This is a genomic window from Pandoraea eparura, assembly GCF_902459725.1.
Lineage (GTDB): Bacteria > Pseudomonadota > Gammaproteobacteria > Burkholderiales > Burkholderiaceae > Pandoraea > Pandoraea eparura.
Genome location: NZ_CABPSH010000002.1, coordinates 14,146 through 40,037, shown reverse-complemented (window position 1 = coordinate 40,037; position 25,892 = coordinate 14,146). Strand labels below are relative to the sequence as shown.

At 60.4% G+C, this 25,892-nt stretch carries 18 protein-coding genes; 10 read left to right on the top strand and 8 right to left on the bottom strand.

Translation table 11 applies throughout. The features are described from left to right. The first annotated feature begins 62 nt into the window (after positions 1-62). The 3 genes from PEP31012_RS04170 (at position 63) to PEP31012_RS04160 (ending at position 3,928) form a co-directional block, all read left to right on the top strand. Positions 63-1,190: a porin gene (locus tag PEP31012_RS04170; protein WP_150588108.1), complete on the top strand. Its 1,128-nt coding sequence runs from the start codon at positions 63-65 to the stop codon at positions 1,188-1,190. 75 nt (positions 1,191-1,265) lie between these two features. Beyond that, on the top strand, positions 1,266-2,897 hold the full coding sequence (locus PEP31012_RS24130; protein ID WP_150588107.1) for a methyl-accepting chemotaxis protein: 1,632 nt from the start codon (positions 1,266-1,268) through the stop codon (positions 2,895-2,897). Beyond that, positions 2,879-3,928 carry an AraC family transcriptional regulator gene (locus tag PEP31012_RS04160; protein WP_246171182.1) on the top strand — a complete coding sequence of 350 codons (1,050 nt, stop codon included), beginning with the start codon at positions 2,879-2,881 and terminating at the stop codon, positions 3,926-3,928. Before PEP31012_RS24130 ends, PEP31012_RS04160 begins: the two co-directional genes overlap by 19 nt. 502 nt (positions 3,929-4,430) lie before the next feature. Here PEP31012_RS04160 and PEP31012_RS04150 read toward each other — a convergent pair. Then, positions 4,431-4,835: a TetR family transcriptional regulator gene (locus tag PEP31012_RS04150; RefSeq protein WP_150588105.1), complete on the bottom strand. Its 405-nt coding sequence runs from the start codon at positions 4,833-4,835 to the stop codon at positions 4,431-4,433. 179 nt (positions 4,836-5,014) lie between these two features. Here PEP31012_RS04150 and PEP31012_RS04145 point away from each other — a divergent pair, with 179 nt between their 5' ends. After that, positions 5,015-5,779 carry a TetR/AcrR family transcriptional regulator gene (locus PEP31012_RS04145; RefSeq protein ID WP_150588104.1) on the top strand — a complete coding sequence of 255 codons (765 nt, stop codon included), beginning with the start codon at positions 5,015-5,017 and terminating at the stop codon, positions 5,777-5,779. Positions 5,780-5,832: 53 nt separating this feature from the next. Here PEP31012_RS04145 and PEP31012_RS04140 read toward each other — a convergent pair whose 3' ends face one another. The 6 genes from PEP31012_RS04140 to PEP31012_RS04115 all read right to left on the bottom strand — a co-directional run bounded on the left by PEP31012_RS04140 (position 5,833) and on the right by PEP31012_RS04115 (position 15,271). Beyond that, positions 5,833-6,585, bottom strand: coding sequence for a PqiC family protein (locus tag PEP31012_RS04140; RefSeq protein WP_281355411.1), 753 nt, complete (start codon positions 6,583-6,585; stop codon positions 5,833-5,835). Next, positions 6,585-8,180 (bottom strand): PqiB family protein, encoded by a 1,596-nt coding sequence (locus PEP31012_RS04135; protein WP_150588102.1) that lies wholly within the window; start codon positions 8,178-8,180, stop codon positions 6,585-6,587. The genes PEP31012_RS04140 and PEP31012_RS04135 overlap by 1 nt, the downstream gene beginning before the upstream one ends. Positions 8,181-8,237: 57 nt before the next feature. Then, a complete protein-coding gene (locus PEP31012_RS04130; RefSeq protein WP_150588782.1) occupies positions 8,238-9,521 on the bottom strand; it encodes a paraquat-inducible protein A in 1,284 nt (427 codons plus the stop codon). Positions 9,522-9,615: 94 nt separating this feature from the next. Further along, positions 9,616-11,079 (bottom strand): efflux transporter outer membrane subunit, encoded by a 1,464-nt coding sequence (locus PEP31012_RS04125; RefSeq protein WP_150588101.1) that lies wholly within the window; start codon positions 11,077-11,079, stop codon positions 9,616-9,618. Positions 11,080-11,081: 2 nt separating this feature from the next. Further along, a complete protein-coding gene (locus PEP31012_RS04120; protein WP_150588100.1) occupies positions 11,082-14,255 on the bottom strand; it encodes an efflux RND transporter permease subunit in 3,174 nt (1,057 codons plus the stop codon). Next, positions 14,252-15,271: an efflux RND transporter periplasmic adaptor subunit gene (locus tag PEP31012_RS04115; protein ID WP_425494921.1), complete on the bottom strand. Its 1,020-nt coding sequence runs from the start codon at positions 15,269-15,271 to the stop codon at positions 14,252-14,254. The genes PEP31012_RS04120 and PEP31012_RS04115 overlap by 4 nt, the downstream gene beginning before the upstream one ends. Positions 15,272-15,588: 317 nt before the next feature. Between PEP31012_RS04115 and PEP31012_RS04110 the strand changes: the two genes are divergently transcribed. Beyond that, positions 15,589-16,365 (top strand): TetR/AcrR family transcriptional regulator, encoded by a 777-nt coding sequence (locus tag PEP31012_RS04110; protein ID WP_150588781.1) that lies wholly within the window; start codon positions 15,589-15,591, stop codon positions 16,363-16,365. 46 nt (positions 16,366-16,411) lie between these two features. On the opposite strand, the gene PEP31012_RS04105 is transcribed toward PEP31012_RS04110, so the two are convergent. Beyond that, on the bottom strand, positions 16,412-17,557 hold the full coding sequence (locus PEP31012_RS04105) for an AI-2E family transporter (RefSeq protein ID WP_150588098.1): 1,146 nt from the start codon (positions 17,555-17,557) through the stop codon (positions 16,412-16,414). 301 nt (positions 17,558-17,858) lie between these two features. On the opposite strand from PEP31012_RS04105, the gene PEP31012_RS04100 reads away from it, so the two are divergent. The 5 genes from PEP31012_RS04100 (at position 17,859) to PEP31012_RS04080 (ending at position 25,886) form a co-directional block, all read left to right on the top strand. Then, positions 17,859-18,929, top strand: a complete 1,071-nt coding sequence (locus PEP31012_RS04100; protein WP_150588780.1) for a VOC family protein — start codon at positions 17,859-17,861, stop codon at positions 18,927-18,929. A 35-nt stretch (positions 18,930-18,964) separates the two neighbouring features. After that, the gene (locus PEP31012_RS04095; protein ID WP_150588097.1) at positions 18,965-19,921 is read left to right on the top strand and encodes a fumarylacetoacetate hydrolase family protein; all 957 of its coding nucleotides are present in this window, start codon (positions 18,965-18,967) and stop codon (positions 19,919-19,921) included. A 2-nt stretch (positions 19,922-19,923) separates the two neighbouring features. Then, a complete protein-coding gene (locus PEP31012_RS04090) occupies positions 19,924-21,963 on the top strand; it encodes an acyl-CoA synthetase (protein WP_150588779.1) in 2,040 nt (679 codons plus the stop codon). 182 nt (positions 21,964-22,145) lie between these two features. Continuing rightward, the gene (locus PEP31012_RS04085) at positions 22,146-22,886 is read left to right on the top strand and encodes an OmpW/AlkL family protein (RefSeq protein WP_150588096.1); all 741 of its coding nucleotides are present in this window, start codon (positions 22,146-22,148) and stop codon (positions 22,884-22,886) included. Between the two features lie 21 nt (positions 22,887-22,907). Further along, positions 22,908-25,886: a molybdopterin-dependent oxidoreductase gene (locus PEP31012_RS04080; RefSeq protein WP_150588095.1), complete on the top strand. Its 2,979-nt coding sequence runs from the start codon at positions 22,908-22,910 to the stop codon at positions 25,884-25,886. Positions 25,887-25,892: the final 6 nt, after the last annotated feature.

Genomic DNA, 25,892 nt, shown 5'->3' with positions numbered 1-25,892 from the left:
TGCCGTCGGCGTGTGTTGGATTGGCAACTTGAAGTTCTACAAAAAGAGAAATTGGAGGAGACATGAAGTTGAAGTGGATCGCGGTGGCCGCGCTGGCCGCAACGGGGCATGTGGCTTACGCACAATCGTCAGTCACGCTGTACGGAAACGTCGATACCGGGATGTTGTATCAAAGTACCTCCGCGGCGACGTTCAACCCCGCGTCAGCCAACCTCGGCAAGGTGTATCGCGCCAAGGATGGTGGCATCTACGCCAGCAATTGGGGCATCAGGGGCACGGAAGACATTGGTGGCGGTTATCACGTCAATTTCAAGCTGCAGGGCACGTTCGATACCACCAGCGGAAAGTTGGGCCTTGCAGACACAACCGGCGGCACGGCGATCTTCAATCAGCAGGCCAACGTCGGAATTTCGGGGCCCTTCGGCAGTGTGACGGCCGGGCGTCAAATTGTGCCAATGGCCTGGGCCATGGCGGCAACGGACGTTCGCTCGGCACAATACTTCGGCAGTATTTTGACCGCGTGGTTAGGTATGAACCAAGCCGCGGGTTGGCCAGGCACCAACACCAACGCGCCGATCGGCGCGCTATACGACAGTAGCGCGATCGTTTATGAAACACCAAGGTTCGGCGGTGTCTCCGCCGTACTCGAATATGCGCCTGGCGGTTCGCCGGGCAGCTTTCAGGGCGGTACGCGCGAGTCGGCCGTGCTCAAGTACTCGAACTACGGACTTGCCGTGTCGGCCGTTTATTACAACGGGCACGATACGAATCCGATGCCCGGTGCGTCCGCAACCGGCGTCGACAACAACCGCTTTATCTATCTGGGCGCGAAATACACGTTCAGCAACGGCCTTTCGGCATCGGCTTCGTACAGCAACGGCAGGAACCCATCGAATTCCGGTGTCGTCAATATCGACATGTATTCGGCCGGCCTGGGCTATCGGATAACGCCAGCGTTGCAGCTAACCAGCGCCGTTTATTACCTGAGGGACAAAAACAACTCGACCAACCATTCGACCGAGTTCGCTGCGGGGGCGGAATACCACCTTTCCAAGACGACCATGGTCTATGGACAGTACGGGTACGTGAACAACAAAGGCACGATGACCACCACGATCACTTACGGTCAGCCGGTCGCGCCTGCCATGTCGACAACGGCGGTCATGCTGGGTATGCGCCACTCCTTCTAATCGCGCCGTGGGGGCTCGCATTTGCCGGACGCACGCGAGCCCCAGCCGACAAGTCAATTACTCCTCGCTTCCCGGATGAACAACTTCAGCATCAAGACCCGTCTGGTTCTGTTGGTGACTGCATTGCTTGCCTTGTTTTTGCTCGTCGCCAGCCAGAGCGTGCTTCGACTTCACAACGCCAATACGTCGCTCGCGTCCATTTACAACGACCGCGTCTTGTCGCTTGGCGAGCTGAAGGCGGTATCGGATGGATATTCGCAGGACATTGCGGGTGCGGCGCGAAAGGTAAGGGATGGCCGCATGCCTGCGACCGACGCCGTCAAGGTAATCGATGACGCGCGAGCGAAGATAGGGAAAGCGTGGACGAATTACGCGGCGACCCAACTGACTGCGGATGAAAAGCGGCTTGTCAACGACGCTGCTCCGCTCAGGGATCGGAGCGACGCGGCGGTGATCCGTCTACGGGCGCTGTTGCGCGCCGACGACAAGGACGGACTGCGAGGATTCATCGCCAGTGAAATGTCTCCGGCGGTAGCACCGCTGACGCGCATGCTTGACCTGTTGGTCAAGCATCAGATGGACGCTGCGCGCCGGGCGTATGAGCAGGCCGATGCGACCTATCGGCGCGTGGTGTGGACAAACGTCATCGGAACCATCCTCATTGTCGGCACTTTCGGGTTTGTCTGCTGGGCACTGATTCGCTCCATTTCCCGGCCGCTTGCGGAAGCGGTACGCATTGCGGAAACGGTTTCGGCGGGTGACCTGACTTCTCACATCGATCCGTCGGGGAGCGACGAGACAAGTCACTTGTTGGTTGCACTCAAGCGCATGAACGACAGCCTTGTTGGAATCGTCAGCGGCGTTCGTTCGAGCGGTGAGTCAGTCGGTACGGCGACGCGTCAGATCGCCGCGGGCAACATCGACTTGTCTTCACGCACCGAACAACAGGCGGCGTCCCTCGAACAGACGGCAGCGACCATGGACGAGTTGACCGGCACGGTGCAGCATAACGCTGAAAACGCCAGCAAGGCGAGCGTGCTGGCGGCCAACGCAGCGGAGATCGCCAATCGCGGAAATGCGTCCGTGGCCCGCGTCGTGGACACCATGGGCGAGATCAGCGAAAGCGCATCCAGAATCGTCGACATTATTGGCCTGATCGAAAGCATCGCGTTTCAAACGAACATTCTGGCACTCAATGCTGCGGTGGAAGCCGCGCGAGCTGGCGAGCACGGGCGCGGCTTTGCTGTCGTCGCGGGAGAGGTCCGGGTACTGGCGCAACGGACGACGACTGCATCGAAGGAGATCAAGGCGTTGATCAACGCGTCGGTGGCGCGCGTCGCAGCTGGTATGACACTCGCGAATCAAGCCGGGCGTACCATGCACGAAATCGATCAGGCCGTCTCCAGAGTCAAGAACATTATGGGCGAGATCGCAGCGGCTTCCGACGAGCAGCGCAGGGGAATCGAGCAGGTCGGGCAGGCCATTGCGCAGATGGACAATGTGACCCAACAAAACGCCGCGCTTGTCGAAGAGGGGGCGGCAGCCGCTCAGTCGCTTGAACAGCAGGCGACAACGCTCATCTCGGCCGTGGCGGTGTTTAGGCTGGGCGATGGGACTTCCCCGCTTCGGCCCAGGAAAATCGCTACGCCATTTCGCGGCAACCACGAGATTCCACGCCTGCGCGGCGTATTGGCGCAAAGCCATTGAATCCGCTTTCGGCTACTGTCCCCGTCTCGCTGGTCAACAGTCTCCTTGCCGGTGCTGCCCCAAGCGAGGTCGAGCATCTGGCAGGCTGCGCGGGCATTTCCCACGAACTGCTCCGCGAGCCTGGCGCCCGTCTGACGGAAGAGCAATTCGCAACACTCTACCGGCTGCGAGCCCATTCTCTTGAAGATGAAATGCCGTGCATCTTCAGCCGACCATTGCGTAATGGCTCGCTGAAATACCTCGGGTTGTGCCTTCTGGATGCGCCGCGCCTGGAGATCGCGATGCATCGGTTCGGCCAGTTCCTGCACCTGCTCATCGACGAGTTCAGTGTCAAGGCACGGCGCGACGGAAACGTTTGCGACGTTCTACTCGTCGCCAAGCGCAACGCCCCCGTTTCGCGCCCGCTTGGGCGGGAGCTGATACTCAAGCTCGCACACGGCCTGGCATCATGGTTGATTGGTCAAAGAATCCCATTGCTCGGGGTTGAACTCGATTTCCCGCGCCCATCCCATGCCGGCGACTACCTTTACCTGTTTCCGGGGCCGGTTCAGTTCAATTGCTCGCAGACGCTTATGCGTTTCGACGCCAAGTACCTGGACATGGTCATCAGGCGGCAAAAGTCCGACTTACGGACGTTCCTGGCACATGCTCCGAAGGACTGGCTCTTCGAGTCGTTTGCGGAGCAACTGATGTGCCATAGGGTTCGCCAATATCTCAGCGGATGTTTGCCGAGGGTGCCGACTATCGAGATCACAGCGCAGGATCTGCATATCTCCGTGCGCACACTATGCCGCCGTCTTTCCGCCGAAGGCTCCACCTTCCAGTCAGTCAAGGACGACTTACGCCGCGATCTTGCGATCCAACGGTTGACGCGATCGGAAGATGCCATTGCCGCCATCGCCTACGACGTCGGTTTCGACGATCCGAGCGCCTTTCACCGGGCGTTTCGTCATTGGACCGGAAGCACGCCGCACTCATACCGAAAGACGGGGCAGGGCCGTAGAGGCAGCGCCATGCCACTGACCTCGTAGATAATGCTCGGACCTTCCTCTGGACCTCCAAGGTGCTTTAAGTGCGATGAAAACCTGCGCATATTGCCGAGATCTCGTCTCTACTATGGTGAGCTGCCTCTCCCATTGAAAGCGGAACTGGCTGGGAGGTGTTGCACGCGCTTTTCAACGCACGCGCTGATGGTAGGGATGTACGGCCGCTCCGTCCGGTGTACCGCGGCAACTTGCCGACGAGGCCGCTTGCGCCGTAGATTCAGCCTTTCCTCGCCGTAGATCCGGTACGTCGTCTTGTGGTTGATCAGCCAGCCTTCGCGCCGCGGCAGGGCATGGATGCGCTCCAAGCCATAACGTATCCGGGCTTCGACAATTTCCTAGATGCGTTGACGCTCGGCACGATCATCACGTGGGTGGGGTTGATAGAAGTACGTGGCCTGACGCAATTGCAGCGCGGCGCTCGCTCGCCGGATGCTCACTCGATAAGCCTGGATCAAAAAGTGAGCCAGCTCGTGCTTGCGAGCCGGCGTCACAACTCTTTTTGCGCGATCCCCCGGGGACTCGCGGATTCTTCGTCGTTCAGGATTGGATCGAGCCGGTCGCCAAACGCCGGGTTTCGCCGAGCGAGAAGAGTCGCCTCCATCCAGAGGAGAAAGCAATCGTTGCTTCGCAGATATTCATTGAGTTCGGAAATTGTGCGACGCAAGCGGTGAGTCAGGTTGCCCTGTTGCCGGCGTAACGACTCGATCAGCAAGTCTGACTTGTCACAAAAGTTGGAATAGAACGCGCCGCGCGTATAGCCGGCAGCATTGGTGATGTCTTCCAGGCTTGTGGAAAAAAATCCTCGCTCAAGGAACAGCGCAAGCGCAGCTTCGAGCAGTCGCTCGCGTGTTTGAAGCCTGCGCTCCTCGTGGGTCAGCCGTTTGCGTTTCATCGGATAGAGACACCTTCCGACCGCAAGCAGCCCATGGGAAATCCAAATCCGTGGTGACTGGATCCGAGCAAACCGCCGATAGGCCCACCGTGAAAAATGACGGATGGATTGTGAGTGATTATTTTGTCAGTCACGACGTTCGAATCTATACTGCGCATCTGATCTAATCCGGAATCGACATGCCGAAGACTTCGAATCGTCCTACACAAAAGCGTGCTGCCGCGCAAGCGAGCGCTGTCCCCGAGGCGTCTGCCGAAGCGCGCGAGCCGCGCGGCGCCCGCCGCAAGAGAGAGACACGGGCTCGCTTGCTCGAGGCAGCGCTCAAACTCATGGCCGAAAAGGGTATGGAGGGGGTGGCCATCAACGAAATTACCGAGGCGGCCGACGTGGGCTTCGGGTCGTTTTACAACCACTTCGAGTCCAAAGAGGCGATCTACGCCACCCTGGTCGAGTCCGTGTTCGAGGAATTTGCCGACTGGCTCGACCGTCTCACGGTCGGTCTCTCGGACCCCGCCGAAGTGGTCGCCGTCTCCGTGCGCTATACGTTGATACGCGCGCATCGCGAGCCTCTGTGGGGACAGTTCTTGGTCAGGGAAGGCTTTTCGTCGCGCATGCTCGACCATGGCTTGGGCAAACGGTTGTTGCGCGATGTGCAAATAGGCGTCGTGGCAAAGCGTTTCACCGTCGCCGATCCGTTCGTCGCGTTCTTGTCCGTGGGTGGCACTGTGCTCGCCGCGGTGACAGCTGAAGTGGGCGTCGACACTCCCGGGGCGCTGAGTGCCGATGCGCTTAAGGCGCTGGGTTTTAGCGCTGAGCACCTCGCCGAGCGCGTGGCCACCGCTTTGCTGCAAACGTTGGGCCTCAAACGGGCGGAGGCGGAAAAGGTCGCGGCGCGTCCCTTGCCGATCGTGGAGCCGGTTGTCGAAGCCGACCGAAAGCCGTAATGGCGAGCCGTTCAGCGGATGATCGGCATGGCAGGCAGGTAAGCGGTATTTGTTCATTCCGCGAACCCCGGTCGCGCTGCGTTCGACTCGACGCTCGGTAGCCCATGCATGGCGACGTTGGCCGCAGCTGGCGGGCAATGTACTGTTGGCGCTGGAGTCAATGCATGGTTTGTCGTTGCCATCGATGACGTAGTCGCGCGAGAGTCGAGGGCACGAACGGTCGCCACCAATTGCACCGCGATGGCCGTCAGTGCGCGGCGATGACCGTCCGCCAGGGCATCGTAGCCGGCGGACACAGGCTCGACGACCGTGCTGCGACATGTCAGCTTTTCACCGGGGTCTTCCGGCGAGCGAATGCTCCAGATCGCATCGACCACTACCCGCGCCCCCAGCCGCGACTCGAATCGCTGCACATCGACGGCAATGCGATAGGCGGGCGCACCGCGTTTCCACTTTGGCGGGTGAAGATCGAAGTCGCCCAACTGTTGCGTGACTGCAATCGATAGCGCTGTGCGTATTTCGTCGCTCAGCGGCGATGCCCAGCGTTCGTGTTCAAGCACTTGAACCTGGGTATCGCTAACCCTCAAGACGAGTTGATTGCGCTCGACTTCGGCCGGCACGCTGACCGACTGAACGTCGATCAAGCCAGTGGGGCCGGTAAGGCTCGAGGCGGATGCGGCCCTCACACTCGGCGCCAACGTATAAAACCGACTCGACGGTGACGAAGCGCAGGCGGATAGCGCGAGCGCACTCGCCGCCGCGACCGATCGAATGACGGCAATGCGCCGATGCTCTAGGTTAAACATCACTGACGATCCCCTTTCTTACCAAATAAGAGTGCCTCGGGATGGCGTTCCAAATAGTCCGAGAGCGCGTTCAGGGACTGCAACGTGCGAGTCAATTCCTGCATCGCTCCGTGAACGTCCGCTTGCATCGGCGAATCTTGACCTAGGGTCGCTTGTGCCGCGTCGAACGTCTTCTGGGCGGATGCCAGCGTGGATCGTGCTTGCGGAACGACTTCCGTGTTTAGCTGGCCAAAGAGGCGATTAGCGCTTTCGAGCGTGCCGTTCAGATTCGCCCCGATTCTGTCGAATGGAACTTGATTGAGCTTCTTGGCGATCTCGGCAATCTGCACTTGCAGTTCGTCGAGCGTGTTCGGCACAGTGGGCAGCTTGATCGGCGTGTTGCGTAGATCGACTGTCGCGCGTGGCGCCTGTGGGAACATGTCCAGCGCCACGTAAAGCTGACCTGTCAGCAGGTTTCCGGTTCGCAACTGGCCGCGCAGTCCGCGCATGACGAGGTGCCGCAGTAGGTCGTTTGCGCCCTGTGTATTCGGGGCGGGCAGCACAGTGTTCGAACGGCGGCTGAGCCTGTCGGGATAGAGCGCCATGGTCACTTCCATGCTGAAATTCATGGCCTTCTCGTCGTATTCGAGACCGATCTTGGTGACTTGCCCGAGCGTGATGCCACGCAGGTCAACCGGTGCGCCGACCGATAGTCCGCGCAGCGACTGGTTGAAATGCATGACGACATAAAGCGGGGTCCCGTCCGGCTCCCGCATAGCGTCCGTTTCGTCGGACGCAAGCCTGAACGTCGCCCCCTCGGGCGCTCGTGGACCCACGTTAGATCCGGGCGGAGATTCGAAGGCCAGCCCGCCCATGATCACGGTGGCAAGCGATTGGGTATTGAGCTTAAGCCCGCCGGAGTCGAGACGCAGATCCACGCCGCTCGCGTGCCACCACCGCGTGTTGGTCCCCACGTACTTGTCGTACGGCGCGTTGACGAACACGTTGACGATGACACCCGACCCATTGGGGTCGAGCGAGAAACCGGCAACCTGCCCGACTTGGACCCTACGGTAGAAAATGGGCGCACCGATATCGAGCGAGCCCAGCGATTCGCCTCGCAACGTGTATTGATGTCCCTGCTGATCGGCGGTCACGATCGGTGGGTTCTCGAGACCGTTGAAGATTGTTTGGTGCTGGGTTGAACGGCCAACATCGGCGCCGATATACGCGCCGGACAGTAACGTGCCAAGGCCCGATATGCCGCTCGCACCGATACGCGGGCGCACCACCCAGAATCGCGATCCCTCGGTAGCGAACTTTTCGGCTTCCTTGCCGAGTTGGATCCTGACGCGAACATGCCGAAGATCGTCCGATAGCGCGATAGTGCGCACGGTGCCGATCTCGACGTCCTTGTACTTGACCTTCGTCTTGCCCGCCTCTAGCCCTTCGGCGTTGTTGAAGGTAACAGTCACTGTCGGCCCTTCATCGGTAATGGATTTTACGAGAAGCGCGATACCGATCAGCGCCGAGAGCATGGGAATCAGCCATACCAGAGAAGGAAGCCAGCGGCTGCGAGGCTTGATCTCCGGATGCGGCAAGTCAGGGATTTGCATCGCTGGAAGACATCGAGTGAAGGGTTGTCGAAGCCGATGGACACGTGGAAATCACGATCATGCGGGAGCGCGCGCCGGCCGGCAGCGGACGTTTTTCCAGATCAGGCGCGGATCGAATGCGTTCGAGGCAAGCATGGTCAGCACCACGACCGAACCGAAGGCCAAAGCCCCAGGGCCCGCTGTGATCTGCGCGAGCGATCCAAAACGCACGAGTGCCACGGTGAGTGAAACAACGAATATGTCGAGCATCGACCAGCGCCCGATGCGCTCCACCATGCGGTAGAGCTTGGCCCGCTCGAGCGGCCGCCAATCGGAACCGCGATGGGCGGTCACGGTTTGCAGCGTGAGAATGGCGAGCTTGAGCATCGGCACCATGACGCTGGCGACGAACACGATGACCGCGAGCGGCCAATCTCCCGACCGCCAGAAGTAGGCGATGCCGCCGAGGATCGTGTCGTCCTCAGTGCGACCAAGCGACGAGGTATGCATGATCGGCAATAGATTGGCGGGGATATAGAGCAGAGCAGCGGCGAGTAGCAGCCCGAAAGTCCGTGTAATGCTTTCGGGGCGGAGTTCATGCAGCGGCGAGCGGCATCGTGCGCAGCGCGCGTCGGACGCGTGAGCACTGCGCGAGTGAACAAGCCCGCAGCAATGACAGGCAACGAATCCGGTGTGGATGACGCTGACGTTGGCCGTTGCGGGATGAACGGTCGGCTCGGCGCCGCCTCGATTCATGACTTCGTCGCGAAGCTCCCATAGCATGCGCGGATCGCAAGCGGCGATAACGCAAAACATTAGCGTCAACGCTCCGAACGCAAACAGCGACGTTTCGGGAATGACTCGCGCGAGGCTCACCATCTTCATGATCGTGATCAGCACACCAAGCATGAAAACCTCGGTCATGCCCCACGGGCGCACGAACTGTACGAGGCGGAGAACCGCGTCGAAGGCGCGCGGCACACGGCCCGCACGCAGAGGCAACAATAGATAGAGTAGCGCGACGAGTTCGAGCAACGGGAACAAGATCGTGGTGCAAAAGACCATCGCTGCAACGATGTGCATGTGGTCTTGCCACAGCGCTTGCACGGCCTCGAACAGTGTGGCGTGCGACGTGATGCCATTGGTTTCAAGCGCCAGAACAGGGAACGCTAGCGCGATCAAGTACGTGACGAGCGAGGCGACTGTCACCGCGCAAACCCGCTCGAGCGTCAGACCGGCGTGACGGACGCCTTTGATGTTTGCGCCGCAAGACGAGCAGTGTGCAACCAAACCGCGCAGACGCGGCGGCTTGCGAAAGAGCACGTCGCATTCGTGACAGGCAATCAGATCGCGATGTTTCATACAGAAGGGAGTCGACAAACATGAACGAAAGATCGAGGCGCGGGCGGCTCGCGTGCCGCCGCGCCAGATCGAAAATGGATGGAGCAAGCGCGATTCAACGGCGCGATGCCGACGTCGCCGGCTCGGGCGGCAATTCACCCATCGCTTGGAAAAGTGCGGCGGTATCGCAGAGCCGCTTGCTCTGCGCGCGAACCGCATCGAGCTGTGCGGTCAGAAACTGCTGCTCGCTGGATTGAACCGCCGATATCGGCAATGACCCAAGCCGATAACGCGACGTTGTTTCATCGAATAGCTCATGCGCCGAGCTAGCCTCGCTGTCGGTCGATGCGAGCATCTGTGCATCGTTCTGGAGCGCTGCGAGCGAATCGGCAACGTTCTCGAAAGCGGAGAGGACCGTCGATTTGTAGTGAAGTAAGGCTGCTTCATAAGCCTCCTTTGTCGCACGTCGATGCGCCAGCAAGGCGCCACCATGGAAGATCGGTTGCGAAAGGCTCGCCCCGATCGCCCATATGCCGCCGGCGCCGGAAAGCAGAGCAGGCCAACTGAATCCCGCACGGCCCATCGAGGCCGTCAACGATAGATTCGGGAAAAGCTGTGCTGTCGCCTGACCGACGTCAAATGCGGTCGCTCGCACAGCGGCTTCGGCGGCCTGAATATCTGGACGCGAGCGAAGCAACTGCGCGGGTACGGCGACGGGTAGGCGCTCGGGCAACGAAAGACTCTCCAAATCCGGAACAGCGGGCGCAGCGTCAGGCGTTCTGCCCAAGAGCACGGCGAGCGCGTGAACGGTACTCGCGCGCTGCTGTCGCAGCGGCGGAAGGGTAGCGGCAAGCGCGGCGGCCTGCCGCGCGGATGCGAGCACTTTCGAATGAGAGACGGCGCCGAGCATTTGACGCTGCCCATCGTCGCGCGCTGTATCGGCGGCGGCTGTCACTAGACGTTCGGTGAGCGCGATCTGACGATCGAGCGCTGCGGCATTGATGGTGGTGCCGACGATGTTCGCGACGAGGGCGCGGTGCGCCGCCTCGACCTCATACGCCTGCACGTCGACGCGCGCCGCGCTGGCCTTGTTCCCGTCGCGTACAGCGCCGAACAGATCGAAATTGTACTGCGCTTGCAACTGACCGACGAAGACGTTGTAGCGTTGGATGCTGGGACCAACGCCGGGAGCAACCGGCGAACGCGTACGCTCGACCTGGCCGCCCGCATCGATCGACGGCAAGGTGGAGGCGCCGATCTGAGCCCGTAGATCCTCCTGTGCGGAGTTCAGCGATCTTTGCGTGGCAGCGAGCGTCGGGTTGTTGCGCAACCCTTCTTCGACGAGTGCATCGAGCGCTTCCGAGCGGTACAGCCTCCACCATTGTGGGACGGGCGGCGCACCGACGACGAAATGCTGCGCCGTGCCTCCCGCCGCTACAGTCTGGTCCGGTTGCGGTAGCGCGCCATAATGCGCGGGCGACGGCATCGCAGGTGGCATGCCGCTCGGGCCTAGCGAGCAGGCGCTCGCTGTCAGTGCCGCTAACACGGCGATTACGGGTGTCTTAATGGCAAGTTGCATATTCAAATCTCCGCATGCTCGACGACGCTCTGTTGCGGTCCGCGCTCGTCTCGGCGAACACGGAAGGAAGTCGCATAAAGGGCCGGCAGGAAGAACAGCGTGAGCAAAGTGGCAATCGTGATGCCGCCCATGAGCGCGGTGGCCATCGGCCCGAAGAACCCGGAACGAAGGAGCGGAATCAAGGCCAGCACTGCGGCGGCGGCGGTAAGCATGATTGGCCGGAAGCGCCTCACGGTCGCGCCTACGATCGCATCGAAGCGCGGTTGGCCGGAGGCGATGTCTTGCTCGATCTGGTCGACGAGGATCACGGAGTTGCGCATGATGATCCCAAACATCGCGATCACGCCTAGCATGGCGACGAACCCGAACGGCTCGCCGAGCAGAAGCAGCGCGGCGACCACGCCGATCAAGCCGAGCGGCGCGGTCATCACGACGATAAGCGTGCGCGAAATGCTCTGCAGTTGAATCATGAGCAGCGTTAGGACCGCGATAATGAGGATCGGCATTTCTGCATTGATCGATGTCTGACCCTTCGCGCTTTCCTCGACAGAGCCACCAACCACAATGCGATATCCAATCGGCAGTTGCGCCCGAAGCTCATTCAGTTGCCGGTCGATGTCGTGCGTGACGTCGATACCTTGTGCGTTGCCTCGAACGTCGGCCTGTACCGTGATGGTTGGCTGCCGATCACGTTCCCAGATCACGCCGTACTCGAGCGCGGTGCGCACTTGGCCGAGCGTGCCGAGCGGTACAGGGCCGTTAGGCGTCGGAATCGCCAGACTTGTGAGGTGCGCCGGGTCGACGCGCTCGTTCTTCGGTGCCCGCAGATCAACGTCGATCAGCTTGTCGCGTTCACGGAACTGTGTAACCGTGTAGCCGGAGAGCGTCATCGCGAGGAAGTTCGATACGTCTTGCGAGGTTACGCCCAGTTGGCGAGCTCTGTTCTGGTCGATCTCGAACGTAAGCGAGCGTTCCCCCGGTTCGTCCCAATCAAACTGCACATTACGCGTGCGCGCGTCAGCACGTACCTTGTCGGCAACCTTCTGCGCCACATCACGCACGGTGGCGATGTTGTCGCCGCTCACGCGAAATTGGATCGGATAGCCGACGGGAGGGCCGTTCTCAAGCCGCGCTACCCGTGTGCGCACGCCGGGTAATTGCTTCTCTAGCGTGGCGTCGAGCCATTTCGAGAGCTTCTCGCGTTCTTCCACGTTCTTGGCCGTTATTACGAATTGCGCGAAGTTAGGCTGCTTCAACTGCTGATCGAGCGGCAGGTAGAATCGGGGCGCTCCGGTGCCGACGAAGTCGACGACCCGATCGATCTCGGGACGGCCGCGGAGCAGTAGTTCGAGTCGTTGCGCCTCACGCAGCGTCGCCGCGAACGATGCGCCTTCGGGCAACCGCATATCGACCAACAATTCTGGGCGCTCGGAGTTCGGGAAGAACTGCTTGGGCACGCGTGTGAAGGCCACCATTGCGACGGCGAATGCGATCGCTGTCACGCCCAGCACTTGCCAGCGATGCTCGATACACCAGGACACCCAACCCGCCATACGGCGGTAGAAGCCCGTGTTGTAGATATCATCGTCGTGGCCATGACCACCGTGCTCGCCGGCTTTGCGTTCGGGGAGCAAGTGGTAACCGAGCAATGGCACGAGCACGACGGCGGCAAACCACGAAACGATGAGTGCAATGGCCGACACCTCGAAGATGGAGCGTGTGTACTCGCCGGTGCTCGACTTGGCGAGCGCGATGGGGAGAAAGCCTGATACCGTAACGAGCGTACCCGTGAGCATCGGAAACGCCGTGCTCTTATAGGCGAATGCAGCCGAGCGCATACGGCTGAAACCTTGCTCGAGCTTTACGGCCATCATTTCGACGGCAATGATCGCGTCGTCCACGAGTAGTCCCAGAGCGAGCACGAGCGTGCCGAGCGACACCTTGTTCAGGCCGATGCCGAACAAATACATGCACAGCGAGGTCACGGCGAGCACGATCGGGATCGATATCACGACGACCATGCCTGTGCGCAGGCCGAGCGAGACCAGGCTGACCACCAGCACGATCGCGACAGCCTCTGCCACGGCTTCGACGAAGTCGTCGACCGAATGCCTCACGGTGTCCGGCATACTCGAGATCTGGACGAGTTTGAGTCCCGCTGGCAGGCGCGCTTGCAGTTCGGACCGCTTGCTGTCGAGCGCCTTGCCTAGCCGGATCACATCGCCGCCCGTTTGCATCGTGACGCCAATCCCGAGCACCGTGTGACCATTCGTCCGCATCTGTGTGACGGGCGGGTCATCATAGCCGCGGCGGATTTTCGCGATGTCGCCAAGGCGGAACGTGCGGCGATTGACAGAAATCAACATGTCTTCGATGGCATGCACATCCTTATACGCACCGCTCGTACGAACGAATACCCGGTCGTCGGGAGTGGTGAACGTGCCGACCGGCGCCACAGCATTCTGCGCATCGATGGCGTGTGCCAATTCCGCGGGTGTGATCGCGAGCTTCGTTAGCTTGGCGTTGGAAATCTCGATGAAGATGTGCTGGTCGGGGTCGCCGAAGTAGTCGACCTTCGCGACGCCGGGTACGCGTAGGAGCACCGTTCGCATTTGGTCTGCATAGTCATGCAGTTGTGCGGGGGAAAAGCCGTCGCCTTCGAGCGCATAGATGTTTGTATAGACATCGCCGAATTCGTCGTTGAAAAACGGGCCGACGATTCCTTGCGGCAGCGTTGCCCGGATGTCACTCACCTTCTTGCGCACCTGATACCAGGTTTCCGGCACCTCCTTGACGGGTGCGGAGTCCTTCATCGCAAAGAAGATCATCGACTCGCCTGGGCGCGAATAGCTCTTGATGTTGTCGACGTATGGGGCAGCCTGCAACTGCCGCGCGATGCGATCTGTGACCTGTTCCTGCACCTCGCGTGCGCTCGCGCCCGGCCAGTACGTTTGAATGACCATCGTTCGGAACGTGAATGGCGGATCTTCAGATTGCGAAAGATGGGTAAAGCCGATGACGCCGAACAGCGTCATCAGCCCGATCAAGTAGATCACGAGCTGCTGATGACGCAGTGCCCATTCGGAAAGATTGAAACCGCCCTTGGCGTCTGCGTCAGCCTGGGGGGCCGCGGCACGCGCGGCGTCGCCCACCTTGTCGTGGTCGTCCATGCTCATGATGCGAAATCCTCAGGGTGCAGCGGGGCAACGACTTTCACATGCTCGCCGGCGCTTACGGTATGGACGCCCTGCACGACGACGTGCTCGCCGTCGTGCAGGCCCGCGCTGATTTCAACCGTGCGCTCGCCGAAACGTGTAACGGTGACGGGGCGCAGCGCGAGCTTGTTGGTGCCCGGTTGAACGACCCAGACGGCGGGCTTGTCGCCATCATGAAAGAGCGCCGTTGCGGGCAGCTCGAAGGGGGAAATGCTGGCGTTCGCGCGGGCGATATTGAATTGCACCTGAGCCGTCATGCCGAGTCGGATCTCGGGGGTCGGCGCAATGAGCGTCAGCTTGACGCGCCAGGTGCGGCTTTGCGGGTCGGCACTCGGCGCTACCTCGCGCACGCGCGCTTCGAATGTCTTGCCGGGCAATGCCATCAGCGTCACCTCCGCGGTTTGGCCAACGGCAAGCGAATTCAGTGCGCTCTCGGGGGCGTCGCTTGCGACATCGACGTCCCCGCTCCAATCGAGGTGATAGACGGCCTGCCCTTGCTCGACGTTCTGACCGGTATCGGCATCCTCGGACTTGATCACGCCGTCGTGGTCCGCGATCAAAGCGGTGTAGCGCAGGTGGTCTTTGGCCAGCGCCATCTGCGCCAACGCCGAATCGCGCTGCGCGAGCGCCGTTGCGTAGGCGTTTTGCGTTTGCTCAAGTTGCGCCGGCGCGATCAGGTTGGCCTGTGCCTGTGCCTGATCCCGCGCGAGCTGCTGCTTCTGATAGGCGAATTGGTGCTCCGCCGCGTCGAGCTGAGCGCGTGCATTCGCTGCGTTGTTGCGCAGATCGGTGGGGTCGAGCAGCGCGAGCACTTGCCCGGCTTTTACCGTATCGCCCAAATGTACGCGACGCTCGGCGATTTTGCCGCCGACGCGGAACGAAAGCGCCGTCGAGTAGCGCGCTTCGACTTGGGCTGGCAACGAGGTGACGTCGGGCGCACCGTCGGCGTGCACAGCAAGGGCGACGACGGGCTTCATGTCGGGTGCGGCGGGTTCGCGCGTGTGGCAAGCCGCTAGCAAGACCGCGCCGCACACGGCGAGGCAAAGCCCTGCCCGACGGGGAAAAGCAGTGGAAGACGGGTGCGAGGACGACCGCGTTTCTAGACCGGGGAGTTTCACGATGTTTTCAAAGCAAGGGGTTAGCAAGAGGAAAGGGGGGGGGGGGCTATTTATCCGCTAGGGTTATCACCAACGAGAATTGATCGCTGGTGATATTAAAGTTTAAAATGATAGAATTGTCAATTATGACGAAATCATTCGAAGTAATGGAAGATGAAAAGGGAACAGCGAAGGCGATGAAAAGCGGGCACGCCGCGTCGCGTCGGCCCCGGAAAGGGGCCGCAGCAGCGGTTGGCGTGCAGGCTGCCGAGGTGACAGCCGTGACAAGCTCGGGGCAGGGCAAACCCCGCGAATCTCGTGGTACGCGGCGCAAGCGAGAGACGCGGACCCGCCTGCTCGAGGCAGCGCTCGCTCTCGTGGCGGCGAAGGGCGTCGAGCACGTGGCCATCAACGAAATCACGGAATCGGCCGATGTCGGATTCGGTTCGTTTTACAACCACTTCGAGTCCAAGGACGCCCTTCATGCGGCGCTTTTCGACTGGGTATTCGAGGCGTTTGGCGAGCAGCTCGATGCGCTGGTGAGCGGCCTGTCGGATCCCGCGGAGGTGGTGGCCGTGAGCGTGCGGCATACCTTGATACGCGCGCATTCTGACCCGATGTGGGGGAACTTCGTAATTAAAGAGGGCTTTTCCGAGCGGGCGCTAGAGGATGGTCTGGGCCGGCGGCTGAAGCGCGATAGCGAGGCAGGAATCGCCGCTGGGCGCTTTGCCGTGGCCGATCCCTTCATGTGCCACGTGTCGGTGAGCGGCATCGTGCTTGCGGCGATCGCTGCCGAACTGAGTCTTGTCCCCAACGGCCGTTCTGGGGGAGAACGGCATCCCGAACGGGATCCCGAGGAAGAGCGGTTTGCCGAGCGCGCCGCAGTCGTGGTATTGCAGGCGTTGGGTTTGGATCGCAACGAGGCCGAATGCGTCGCGCGGCGGCCGTTGCCGTCTGCATCGCGCGCTCCGTAGTGACGGCTCCGGCCTACATGATGGCGAGTCGGGTGTGTGGCCGACATCAGATTGCGGGCGAGCGGCGCGGTGACGCGTCCTCCCGCAAATTCCCATATAGGGCACTTGCAAGGTATCGCCTGCGCACCTCACGCAGTGCCGTCGCCAGGATGGCGCTGACCGGAAGCGCGAGTAACACACCGAAGAAACCGAACAATTGGCCGAACGCCAGCAGCGCGAAAATCACCGCAAGCGGATGCAGGCCGATTCGCTCGCCGATCAGCCGAGGCGTAAGAAACGCCGTCTCGAGCACCTGCCCAATCCCATAGATAAGAACCACTGTGCCGAAGCCGTACCAGTTGCCGAACTGGAGTAGCGCTGCGAGTAGCGCGAGCCCGAGTCCCGTGGCGAAGCCGACATAGGGAATGAAGACGGCAAGCCCGGTGAATAAACCGACGGGCAATGCGATGCCGAAGCCGGCGAGGCCCAGCGCGATCGGATAAAACGTGGCGAGCGCGACCATGACAAGCAGTTGCCCGCGCAAGTATTGCGACAGCATCTGATCCATCTCGGTCATAAGCGCGCGCGTCTTGCCGAGCCACGGTCGCGGCACGAGGCTTTCAATCCGAGCGAACACCATGCCCCTGTCGTACAGCAGGTAGTACAGCACGAGCGGTACCACCACGACGTTGCCCACCACCGCGACCAATGCGCTGCCGCTGGTGCGCAGATAGCGCCACGCGGCGAGTTGAACCGATTGTCCGCCACCGTCGAGCCGGCTCGTCAGCAGGGTGCGCAGGCTCGACAAATCGAACGAGCCTGCGAGGCCGAAGGCGTCGAGCTTCGGCTGCAGCCAGCCATTGATTTTAGCGGTGAGTTCCGGGATCTGCGCGGCGAGCACCGGCAACTCCTTTTGGACCACGGCGAATACCAGTAGCCCGAGTGACGCGATGACCGATGCAAACAAAAACATCATGACAATCGCCGCGAGAGAGCGTGGAACACGCTGGCGTACGAGCCATTCAACGCCAGGCTGAAGCATATATGCGATCAGCCCGCCGAGCAGGAACGGCGTCAGTACCGGACGCAGTACCCACATCAGCGCGCCGAGCCCGATTGCGAATGCCCCCCAGAGCAATGCCTGCCGCTGATAGGGGGGGGGACGTGGATTGTCTCGCCGGAGTTCATGCGTTGCGGGTGGGTTCGTCGACATCTTGGGACTCGTGCCTGGTTGCTGGGGCTGACTATCGAGGTAGCGGTCGACCGCCCCGCATCGACGTCAGCTGCATATGCGATACATAACACATATATGATAATAACATCACTTGTGACGGTGTGTCATAAAAATGCACGCCAGCGCTCTGGAGTGAAGTCCCCGTCGGGGCGGTTTCACCGCAAGAGTTGGGGGGGGGGCGATATTGCTTATTGACAGAAATATCATTGATGACTTTAATGTCACAAAATGGTCGAACAATAAATCAGACGAACGACCTATAGAGACGATAGGAGGCGACATGAAATTGACGACTGCACAGCCGTCGCGGCATCCCCATCCAACGACGAAAGCGTCGGCGTTGGCTTACCTGATCTTCGACCGCCCCGATCTGGAACGAGCGGAGCGATTTCTCAACGACTTCGGCCTGCGCACTGTGTTGCGCAGTGAAGGGCTGTTGTTGCTGCGCGGCACTGGTCCTGCGCCGTTCTGCTATGTCGTGCGCCAAGGGCAGAAGGCGCAGTTCGTCGGTTTTGGGTTGCAGATCGACAGCAGAGCCGACCTAGATGCATTTGCCAAGCTCCCCGGTGCTTCTGGCGTCGAGTTGTCGGATTGGCCTGGTGGCGGATACCGCGTGACGTTGACCGACCCCTCGGGCTTTCGCGTCGATGCGGTTTGGGGCCGACGTGACGCTGATCCGTTACCTCACCGAGACGCGCTTCAGTTCAATTCCGTTGACTCGGCGGTACGAGTCAACGAGACGCAGCGTCCGCCGGCACAGGCTCCCGAAGTCATCAAGCTGGGGCACATCGTGCTCGAGTTGGCTGACTTCCAACAAACGTGCGCTTGGTATGCGCAGCACTTCGGATTCATTCCGAGCGATGTGCAGACACTGCCTGACGGCTCGCCCGCCGTTGCATTCATGCGGCTCGACCTTGGCGAGCGGCCTGCAGACCATCACACGCTTGCGTTAGCTCAAGGCTTTGTCCCGAAATACAGCCATAGCGCGTATGAATTGATCGATGCGGATGCAGTCGGCATGGGGCAACGGGTCTTGCGTGAGAAGGGCTGGATGCATGCGTGGGGCATTGGGCGTCACATTCTGGGCAGTCAGATATTCGACTACTGGCAGGACCCATGGGGCGACAAGCATGAACACTATTGCGACGGCGATCTCTTTACCTCGGAGGTGCCGGCGGGCTTGCATGGGGTCAGCCGAGAGGCGATGGCCCAATGGGGGCCGGCGATGCCGCGCAGTTTCACCAAGCCACGCTTCACGCCTTCCAGCTTGGTAGCCCTGTTCCGTAATCTTCGACGCAGTCCGGATCTCACGGTGAGAAAGCTTCTGACGCTCGCCAAAATCTTTGCCTGAAACCTCCTTCTCTCGAACCTTAGAGACTCGACACCATGTCACTGCACGTTCTGCATTTTCGGCACGAGGGCCACGCTCGTTGGGGTGTGATCCGAAACGGCGCCATCACGCCCATTCCCGGCGAATTCGCAACGACGGCGCAATTCATCGTCGGCAATCCGGTCGAACGCCTGCGTGAACTCGACGGACCGACGATCGCGGAGTCGGCAGTCCAATGGCTCTCGCCCGTCACGGCCAATCAGCAGTTCATCTGCCAAGGCGCGAACTATCGACAACATATGATCGAATCGGGGATGGACCCGGACGCGAAGAAGTTCAACATGCTGTTCACGAAGGCGACGAGTTGCATCGTCGCCGCGGATTCGCCTGTTGTGAAGCCCGCACATGTGAGGTTCCTCGATTACGAAATTGAATTGGGTCTGGTGCTCAAGAAGAACGTCACGTCGCGCTGTCTAATCACCGAAGCGGATTTGCACGAGTACATCGCCGGCGCCGTCATCGTCAATGATTATTCCGCGCGCGATATTCAGATTCCGCAGATGCAGTTTTACAAGGGCAAGAGCTACCGCACGTTCGGGCCCATCGGACCATATCTGTGCCTATTCGAAAAGTCGGACATGGCCAAGCTCGGCGAACTCGAGTTGACGCTTACAGTCAACGGATCGGTCCGGCAAAAAGACTCGACGACCAACCTGGTCTATGGCCCCGCCGAAACGTTGACCGAGATTTCCGGCGTCCATGACCTATACATCGGAGACCTGCTTTCCACGGGGACGCCGGCGGGCTGCGCGCTGTCCGTCCCGTCGCCGATGAAACAGCGTCTTGCGGCGGCGCTGTCGGAAGAGGCCAAATGGAAGATGTTCATGGAAATCCAGGCAGCCAGGCCGGAGTATTTGCGCGCAGGCGATATGGTGGAGTCGCGCATCTCGAGCCGGGATGGATCGATCGACCTCGGCGTGCAACGCAATCACGTGGTAGATGAAGCGTCATGACCATGCAAGGAATCTCGAACCGAAATGACGTCCTTGCAATAGAGGCGCAAGGGTTGCCCGGGGATTTGCCTGTCAGCACCTACGAGATGATTTGCCGAGGTGCTGCGATCGATCCTTCCGCGCCGGCGCTCTCGTTCTTTTTGACTGCCGACAGTCATTGCAACGCGGAGTGCTGGACCTACAGCGAATTGGTTCGTGATATCACCCGGACCGCGAACGCGTTCACGCGACTGGGGGCGACATCGAGATCGGTGATCGCGTATGTATTGCCGAATTTGCCGGAGACGCATTTCGTCATTTGGGGCGGGCAAGCGGCGGGCATTACGTGCGCCGTGAATCCGCTGCTCGAAGGTGAATCAATCGCCGAATTGCTGAATGCGGCAGGGGCCACCCTGCTGGTCACGCTCGCGCCGTTTCCCGGAACCGACCTGTGGGAAAAGATTCACCCAGTCCTGCGCCGTGTGCCAACGCTCGAGCATCTGGTGTTGGTCAACTTGGCCGATCGCGTGCCAGGCCAAAGGAAAGTCGCCGCGCGCACGCTCAGCCACGACGAAGTGAGCCGATTGCACGGTGAGGGAGGGCTGCGGGCGGCCATCCCCCCTGGCATCCAGTTTCACGACTTCACCAGCATTGTCGAGCGAGAGTCTGGCGCTACGCTACTGAGCAACCGTCGCTTTGCTCGTGATGACCTCTCGTCTTTCTTCAGTACCGGGGGGACGACCGGGCTCCCGAAGGTTGCCATGCGTCGCCATGGCAACGAAGTGGCCAACGCTTGGAGCACCGCCCGATTTTTCGGCGAGAGTATGGGGCCCGGCAAAACCATTTTTTGCGGCCTTCCGCTGTTTCATGTCAACGCCGTCATGGCGACCGGATTGCTGCCGTTCTCTCAAGGCGCCCATGTCGTTCTCGGAACGCCGCAAGGCTACCGAGGCGAAGGTGTCATTACGCGCTTCTGGGAAATCATCGAGCGGCACCACATCAATTTTTTCAGCGGCGTCCCGACGCTGTATGCGGCGCTACTCGATATTCCCGTGGACGGGCGCGACATCAGTTCGCTCGAATACGGGCTGTGCGGTGCGGCCCCCATGCCTGTCGAGGTGTTCCGCGGATTTCAGGAACGCACCGGTATTCGAATTCTGGAAGCGTACGGCCTTACGGAAGGCTCGTGCGTGAGCAGCGTGAACCCGCCGCTCGGCGAGCGCTGCGTGGGCTCGATCGGACTTCGCATTCCTGGGCAGGAAATGAAGGCTGTCGTACTCGATGGGAATAGCCGCTATCTGCGTGACTGCGACGTTGACGAGGTCGGTCTGCTCGTCATCTCAGGCCCGAATGTCTTTGCCGGATACGCTCAGGCCAAGCACAACGAAGGCATATGGATCGAGCTTGGTGACGGTAAGCGTTGGTTCAATACGGGCGACCTGGGGCGTTGCGACGCCGATGGCTACTTCTGGCTCACCGGCCGCAAGAAGGACTTGATTATTCGAGGTGGCCACAATATCGATCCCGCGACGATTGAAGAGCCGCTGCATCGCCATCCGGCAGTGCAGATAGCCGCGGCGATCGGACGGCCGGACGCCCACGCCGGCGAATTGCCAATTGCGTACGTCCAGCTTAAGCCCGGCACGATGGCGACCGAGCGCGATCTGGCGCAATTCGTGCGAAGCGAAATCGGCGAGCGGGCCGCATTTCCCAAGCGTATCCGGATCATCGAGGCGATGCCGCTCACCGGGGTCGGAAAGATATTCAAGCCCGAGTTGAGGCGGCGCGAGACAGTCGACGCCCTGCGCTCGGCGCTGGCCGACGCCGGAATACAGGATGCATTCGTGAGCGCCGTTCAAGATCCCTCGCGTGGCACCGTATTGCGCGTCGAACTGATCGATCTCGCTCAGGAGGCGGCAGCGAGAACCGTGCTCGGCCGGTTTCCATTCGCTTTTTCCATTCTCCCGGTCGAGTCGAGCGACGAGATCACGCCGGACGGAAGTGGATCGGAACCGTCCTGCGCGGTGCAGGAGGCACCTTCCTGTCCGAGCGGTAGCCGATGAGCACTGGCGCGCCTGGTTCGCATCGAGCAAGTTTTCTAATCGGCTGAGAAGACTAGACAGCACGGCGTACGGTAGCGTACCGGCACCAAGCGTCTGCGGATGCGTACAACTAAAATAAATTAGGAATACGAAAAATTGTCACTGCGTGACCATTTTATGTATTCAAAAAGAGGAGAGGAGACATGACGTATTGCAAGGGATTCACCCGCACGCTTGGCATGACCTTGTGCATGGGATCCGTCGCACTGAGTCAACATGCAATGGCTCAGTCCGCCGGTAATATGACGCTTTCGGTAGGTTGGCTCCACGTCGCGCCGCAAGGCGACGCTACCCCGTTGATCGTGGAAAGCGTTAACGGGGTGGCGGCCAATCAAGAAATTGTCGGCAGCGGGGCGCATGCAACGTCAACCGATACGGTGGGAATTACCGCTGAGTACTACGTCACGGACAATATTGGCGTAGCCACGCTGTTCGGTTTGCCGTTGAAAGTGAATTTAGTGGGCGACGGGACACTGCAGAAGTACGACAACCTCGGCTCTACTCGACCTATGCCGCCTGCCTTGGTGCTTCGGTATCACTTGTTTTCCGCCGCAGCGAAATTTCGTCCGTTCGTCGGAGTGGGCGTGAATTACACGTGGTTCACCCAGGTTCAGGCGACCAACAGCCAGTTCATTACTGACAGCTTTGGACCCGGCGGTTCTGCGCATGCGACGCTCAGCGCATCATGGAACCCCGTATTTGAGATCGGTGCGAACTACTCGATCAGCAAGCACTGGTCTGTAGGCGCCACGCTCAATTACATCCCCGTGAAAACGAATCTGACGCTGTACGGCCAGACCGCGGCGGGAATGCAGATCGTTTCGAGATCAACGCTGCGGCTGAACCCGCTTAGCGCGTTCTTGAACGTCGCCTATACGTTTTAAAGAATGCGCGCGGAATGAAAGATGAAACGACAGGCTCTTAAAACTATTCTCTTCGCGTTGCCCAAGGTTCTTGCGCTGACGGCGCGTCGCTTTCCCGTCTACCGTGATCGCCTCAAAGAGCGCAATCTCGTTGCCTGGATCGGTTTGATGGACGAAAGCGTCGGTCGAACAATCGAGTTCAAGAACGGCCGCATACGATCGCACTCCGGCAAACCTTCGCGCCCCGACGTGCGCTTGGCCTTCAAGGACGTCGCCACGGCTTTGAAATTTCTCTCCCCCGATCCGGACCAGGGCGAGATCATCCACGCCGCCAAGAATTTCAAGGTGGTGACCGAGGGTGAAGACGAACTGCTGGTTTGGCTCATGCAAACGCTCGCCATGATGCAGACGGTGGGCCTGCCGATGGGCACGCCCATGCGTGACGGCACGCGCCGCTACACCACCTGCACCAACGGCGGGCCGCTGTTCGTCTACGTCAAGGACAAGCGAATCGTTCGCGTGACGCCTATCGAATTTGACGATACCGATGCGGCCAGTTGGGTAATCGAGGCACGTGGGCGCCGCTTTAGCCCGCCCCGGCGCGGATTAGTGGCGCCTCACGCCTTGACGCTCAAATCGCTGGTCTACTCCGACAAACGCATTCTTCATCCGATGAAGCGGGTCGATTTCGATCCGGATGGCGAACGCAACCCGCAGAACCGGGGCAAGTCGGGCTATGTGCGCATCAGTTGGGACGAGGCGCTCGACATCGTCGCCAAGGAGATCAACAGGCAAAAGCGCGTGCACGGTCCGGGTTCCATCACCTTCCCAATGTCGTCTCACCACCAGTGGGGCAACGTAGGTTACTACCTGAGCGCGTTGACGCGCTTTGCGAACCTGATCGGCTTTACCCGGGTTGCGGCCAATCCGGATAGCTGGGAAGGGTGGTATTGGGGGGCCATGCATCATTTCGGCAATGCGATGCGGATCGGCGTGCCCGCCGGCTATGGCGGCGTGGAGGACGCGCTCAAGGAGGCGGAGTTGATCGTCTTCTGGTCGTGCGATCCGGAGAGTACGAATGGCGCCTATGCTGGCTTCGAGGGCACGCCGCGCCGCTTATGGGCGAAAGATCTCGGACTTGAGTTCGTCCATATCGACCCCCATTGCAATCCCACCGCCCAGTTGTTGGGCGGCCGCTGGATCCCAATCCGCCCCCAAACGGATGCCGCGTTGGCCACTGCGGTGATGTACGTATGGGCCGTGGAAGGCCTGTACGACAAAGATTATGTCGCTACGCGGACGTCGGGGTTTGACGAGTGGCGGGCTTACTTGTTGGGCGAAATCGATGGTATCGCCAAGACACCGGAGTGGCAGGAAGCGGAAACGGGCGTGCCTGCCAAGGACGCTCGCGCATTGGCTCGACGGTGGGGGAACAAGAAAGTCCACCTGGCTGTCGGGATGACGGGCGCCGGCTTTGGCGGCGCCTGCCGCGGCGCGACCGGTGCTCAATGGGCGCGGTGCATGATCATGATGATGGCCATGCAGGGTTGGGGCAAACCAGGCGTCAACTTTGGCTGTCTTGAGGTCGGCGTACCTCACGATCTGCATTTCTACTTCCCGGGGTATGCGGATGGCGGCATTTCGGGCGACCTTGCGTGGACGGCCAATGCGGTGAACAACTATCAGCGCATGCCCCACATCTTGACCATGAACCCGGTCAAGCAAATGGTGCCGCGGCAGCAACTGCCCGATGCCATCATCAATGGCCATGCCATCGGATATCTATGGGACGGGATGTCTCAGGAAGCGCAATTTTCGCCGTTCAGCTATCCTATGCCCGGTTATTCGCCGATCCACATGATTTATCGTTATGGCGGGTCCGCTTTCAGCACCGTGACAAATTCGGGACGCTGGACCGAGGCGTACCGTCACCCCAGCATCGAATTTGTGGTCAATCAGTCGATTTGGATGGAGGGCGAGGCACAATTCGCTGACGTCATCCTGCCGGCATGTACTGCGTTGGAGCGCTGGGACATTGGCGAGTGGTCGAACTCCGGCGGCTATGCGCACCATGGATTTGGCACGGTCAATCATCGAGTGGTGACGCTCCAACACAAGTGCATCGAACCTTTGGGCGAGTCTCGTTCCGACTACGATATCTTCACCGAGATCCTGACGCGGCTCGGCTTGGGCGGAGTATTCACGGAGGGATGTAGCGAACTCAACTGGGTCAAGCGCGTATTCGACTCGTCCGATCTGCCGGATCACCTATCGTGGCGAGAATTCTGTCGCAAGGGCTATTTCGTCGTGCCGCCCGAGAAGCCCGAACTGCGTCATCCGGTGGACATGCGTTGGTTCGCTGAGGGCCGTAGAAAAGATCTGCATGAGCCTCATCCGTTGCCGTCCCAGTTCGCCGAGAAATTCGGCGTTGGCCTGCAGACGCCGAGCGGCAAGCTCGAGTTCGTGCCGGAACTGCTCAAGCGACACACCGCAGACAATCCCGAGCGGCCGCCGCTCAATCGATATATCCCGTCGTGGGAGGGATTGCGTTCGGACCTGGCCCAGCGCTATCCGCTTCAGTTGATCGCCACCCACAGCCGCTACAGCTTCCATACCCACTGCGATGGCAAGGATTCGGCGGTCAATAGCATTGACGATCATCGCGCACTGATTGGCGGGCACCGCTTCTGGCTGCTGCGCCTTAGTCCGACTGACGCCGAGAGTCGAGGCATCTCCCATCGAGACCTGGTCAAAGTTCATAACGATCGCGGCGCCGTTATTTGCGCGGCCGACGTTTCTCCCTTGGTGTGTGCGGGAGTGGTCAAGTCGTACGAGGCGAGCGCCGAATTCCGGCTTGTCGAAATCGACGGCGAGCAAGTGGAGATCGGCGGTTGCATGAATATGCTGACTCCAGATCGAACCCAAACGGCTGGCACTAGCAGCATGAGCCCGAATTCATGCCTGGTTCAGGTCGAAAAGTGGCGAGGCGCCGACGCGTTCCTGCTCGGTCGCGCAGCGTGAGGACTT

Coding starts and splice junctions, on each gene's coding strand:
- PEP31012_RS04170 (WP_150588108.1), top strand. CDS start 63: ATGAAGTTGAAGTGGATCGCGGTGGCCGCGCTGGCCGCAACGGGGCAT.
- PEP31012_RS24130 (WP_150588107.1), top strand. CDS start 1,266: ATGAACAACTTCAGCATCAAGACCCGTCTGGTTCTGTTGGTGACTGCA.
- PEP31012_RS04150 (WP_150588105.1), bottom strand. CDS start 4,835: ATGAAACGCAAACGGCTGACCCACGAGGAGCGCAGGCTTCAAACACGC.
- PEP31012_RS04145 (WP_150588104.1), top strand. CDS start 5,015: ATGCCGAAGACTTCGAATCGTCCTACACAAAAGCGTGCTGCCGCGCAA.
- PEP31012_RS04140 (WP_281355411.1), bottom strand. CDS start 6,585: ATGTTTAACCTAGAGCATCGGCGCATTGCCGTCATTCGATCGGTCGCG.
- PEP31012_RS04135 (WP_150588102.1), bottom strand. CDS start 8,180: ATGCAAATCCCTGACTTGCCGCATCCGGAGATCAAGCCTCGCAGCCGC.
- PEP31012_RS04130 (WP_150588782.1), bottom strand. CDS start 9,521: ATGAAACATCGCGATCTGATTGCCTGTCACGAATGCGACGTGCTCTTT.
- PEP31012_RS04125 (WP_150588101.1), bottom strand. CDS start 11,079: ATGCAACTTGCCATTAAGACACCCGTAATCGCCGTGTTAGCGGCACTG.
- PEP31012_RS04120 (WP_150588100.1), bottom strand. CDS start 14,255: ATGAGCATGGACGACCACGACAAGGTGGGCGACGCCGCGCGTGCCGCG.
- PEP31012_RS04115 (WP_425494921.1), bottom strand. CDS start 15,271: ATGAAGCCCGTCGTCGCCCTTGCTGTGCACGCCGACGGTGCGCCCGAC.
- PEP31012_RS04110 (WP_150588781.1), top strand. CDS start 15,589: ATGAAAAGCGGGCACGCCGCGTCGCGTCGGCCCCGGAAAGGGGCCGCA.
- PEP31012_RS04105 (WP_150588098.1), bottom strand. CDS start 17,557: ATGTCGACGAACCCACCCGCAACGCATGAACTCCGGCGAGACAATCCA.
- PEP31012_RS04100 (WP_150588780.1), top strand. CDS start 17,859: ATGAAATTGACGACTGCACAGCCGTCGCGGCATCCCCATCCAACGACG.
- PEP31012_RS04095 (WP_150588097.1), top strand. CDS start 18,965: ATGTCACTGCACGTTCTGCATTTTCGGCACGAGGGCCACGCTCGTTGG.
- PEP31012_RS04090 (WP_150588779.1), top strand. CDS start 19,924: ATGCAAGGAATCTCGAACCGAAATGACGTCCTTGCAATAGAGGCGCAA.
- PEP31012_RS04085 (WP_150588096.1), top strand. CDS start 22,146: ATGACGTATTGCAAGGGATTCACCCGCACGCTTGGCATGACCTTGTGC.
- PEP31012_RS04080 (WP_150588095.1), top strand. CDS start 22,908: ATGAAACGACAGGCTCTTAAAACTATTCTCTTCGCGTTGCCCAAGGTT.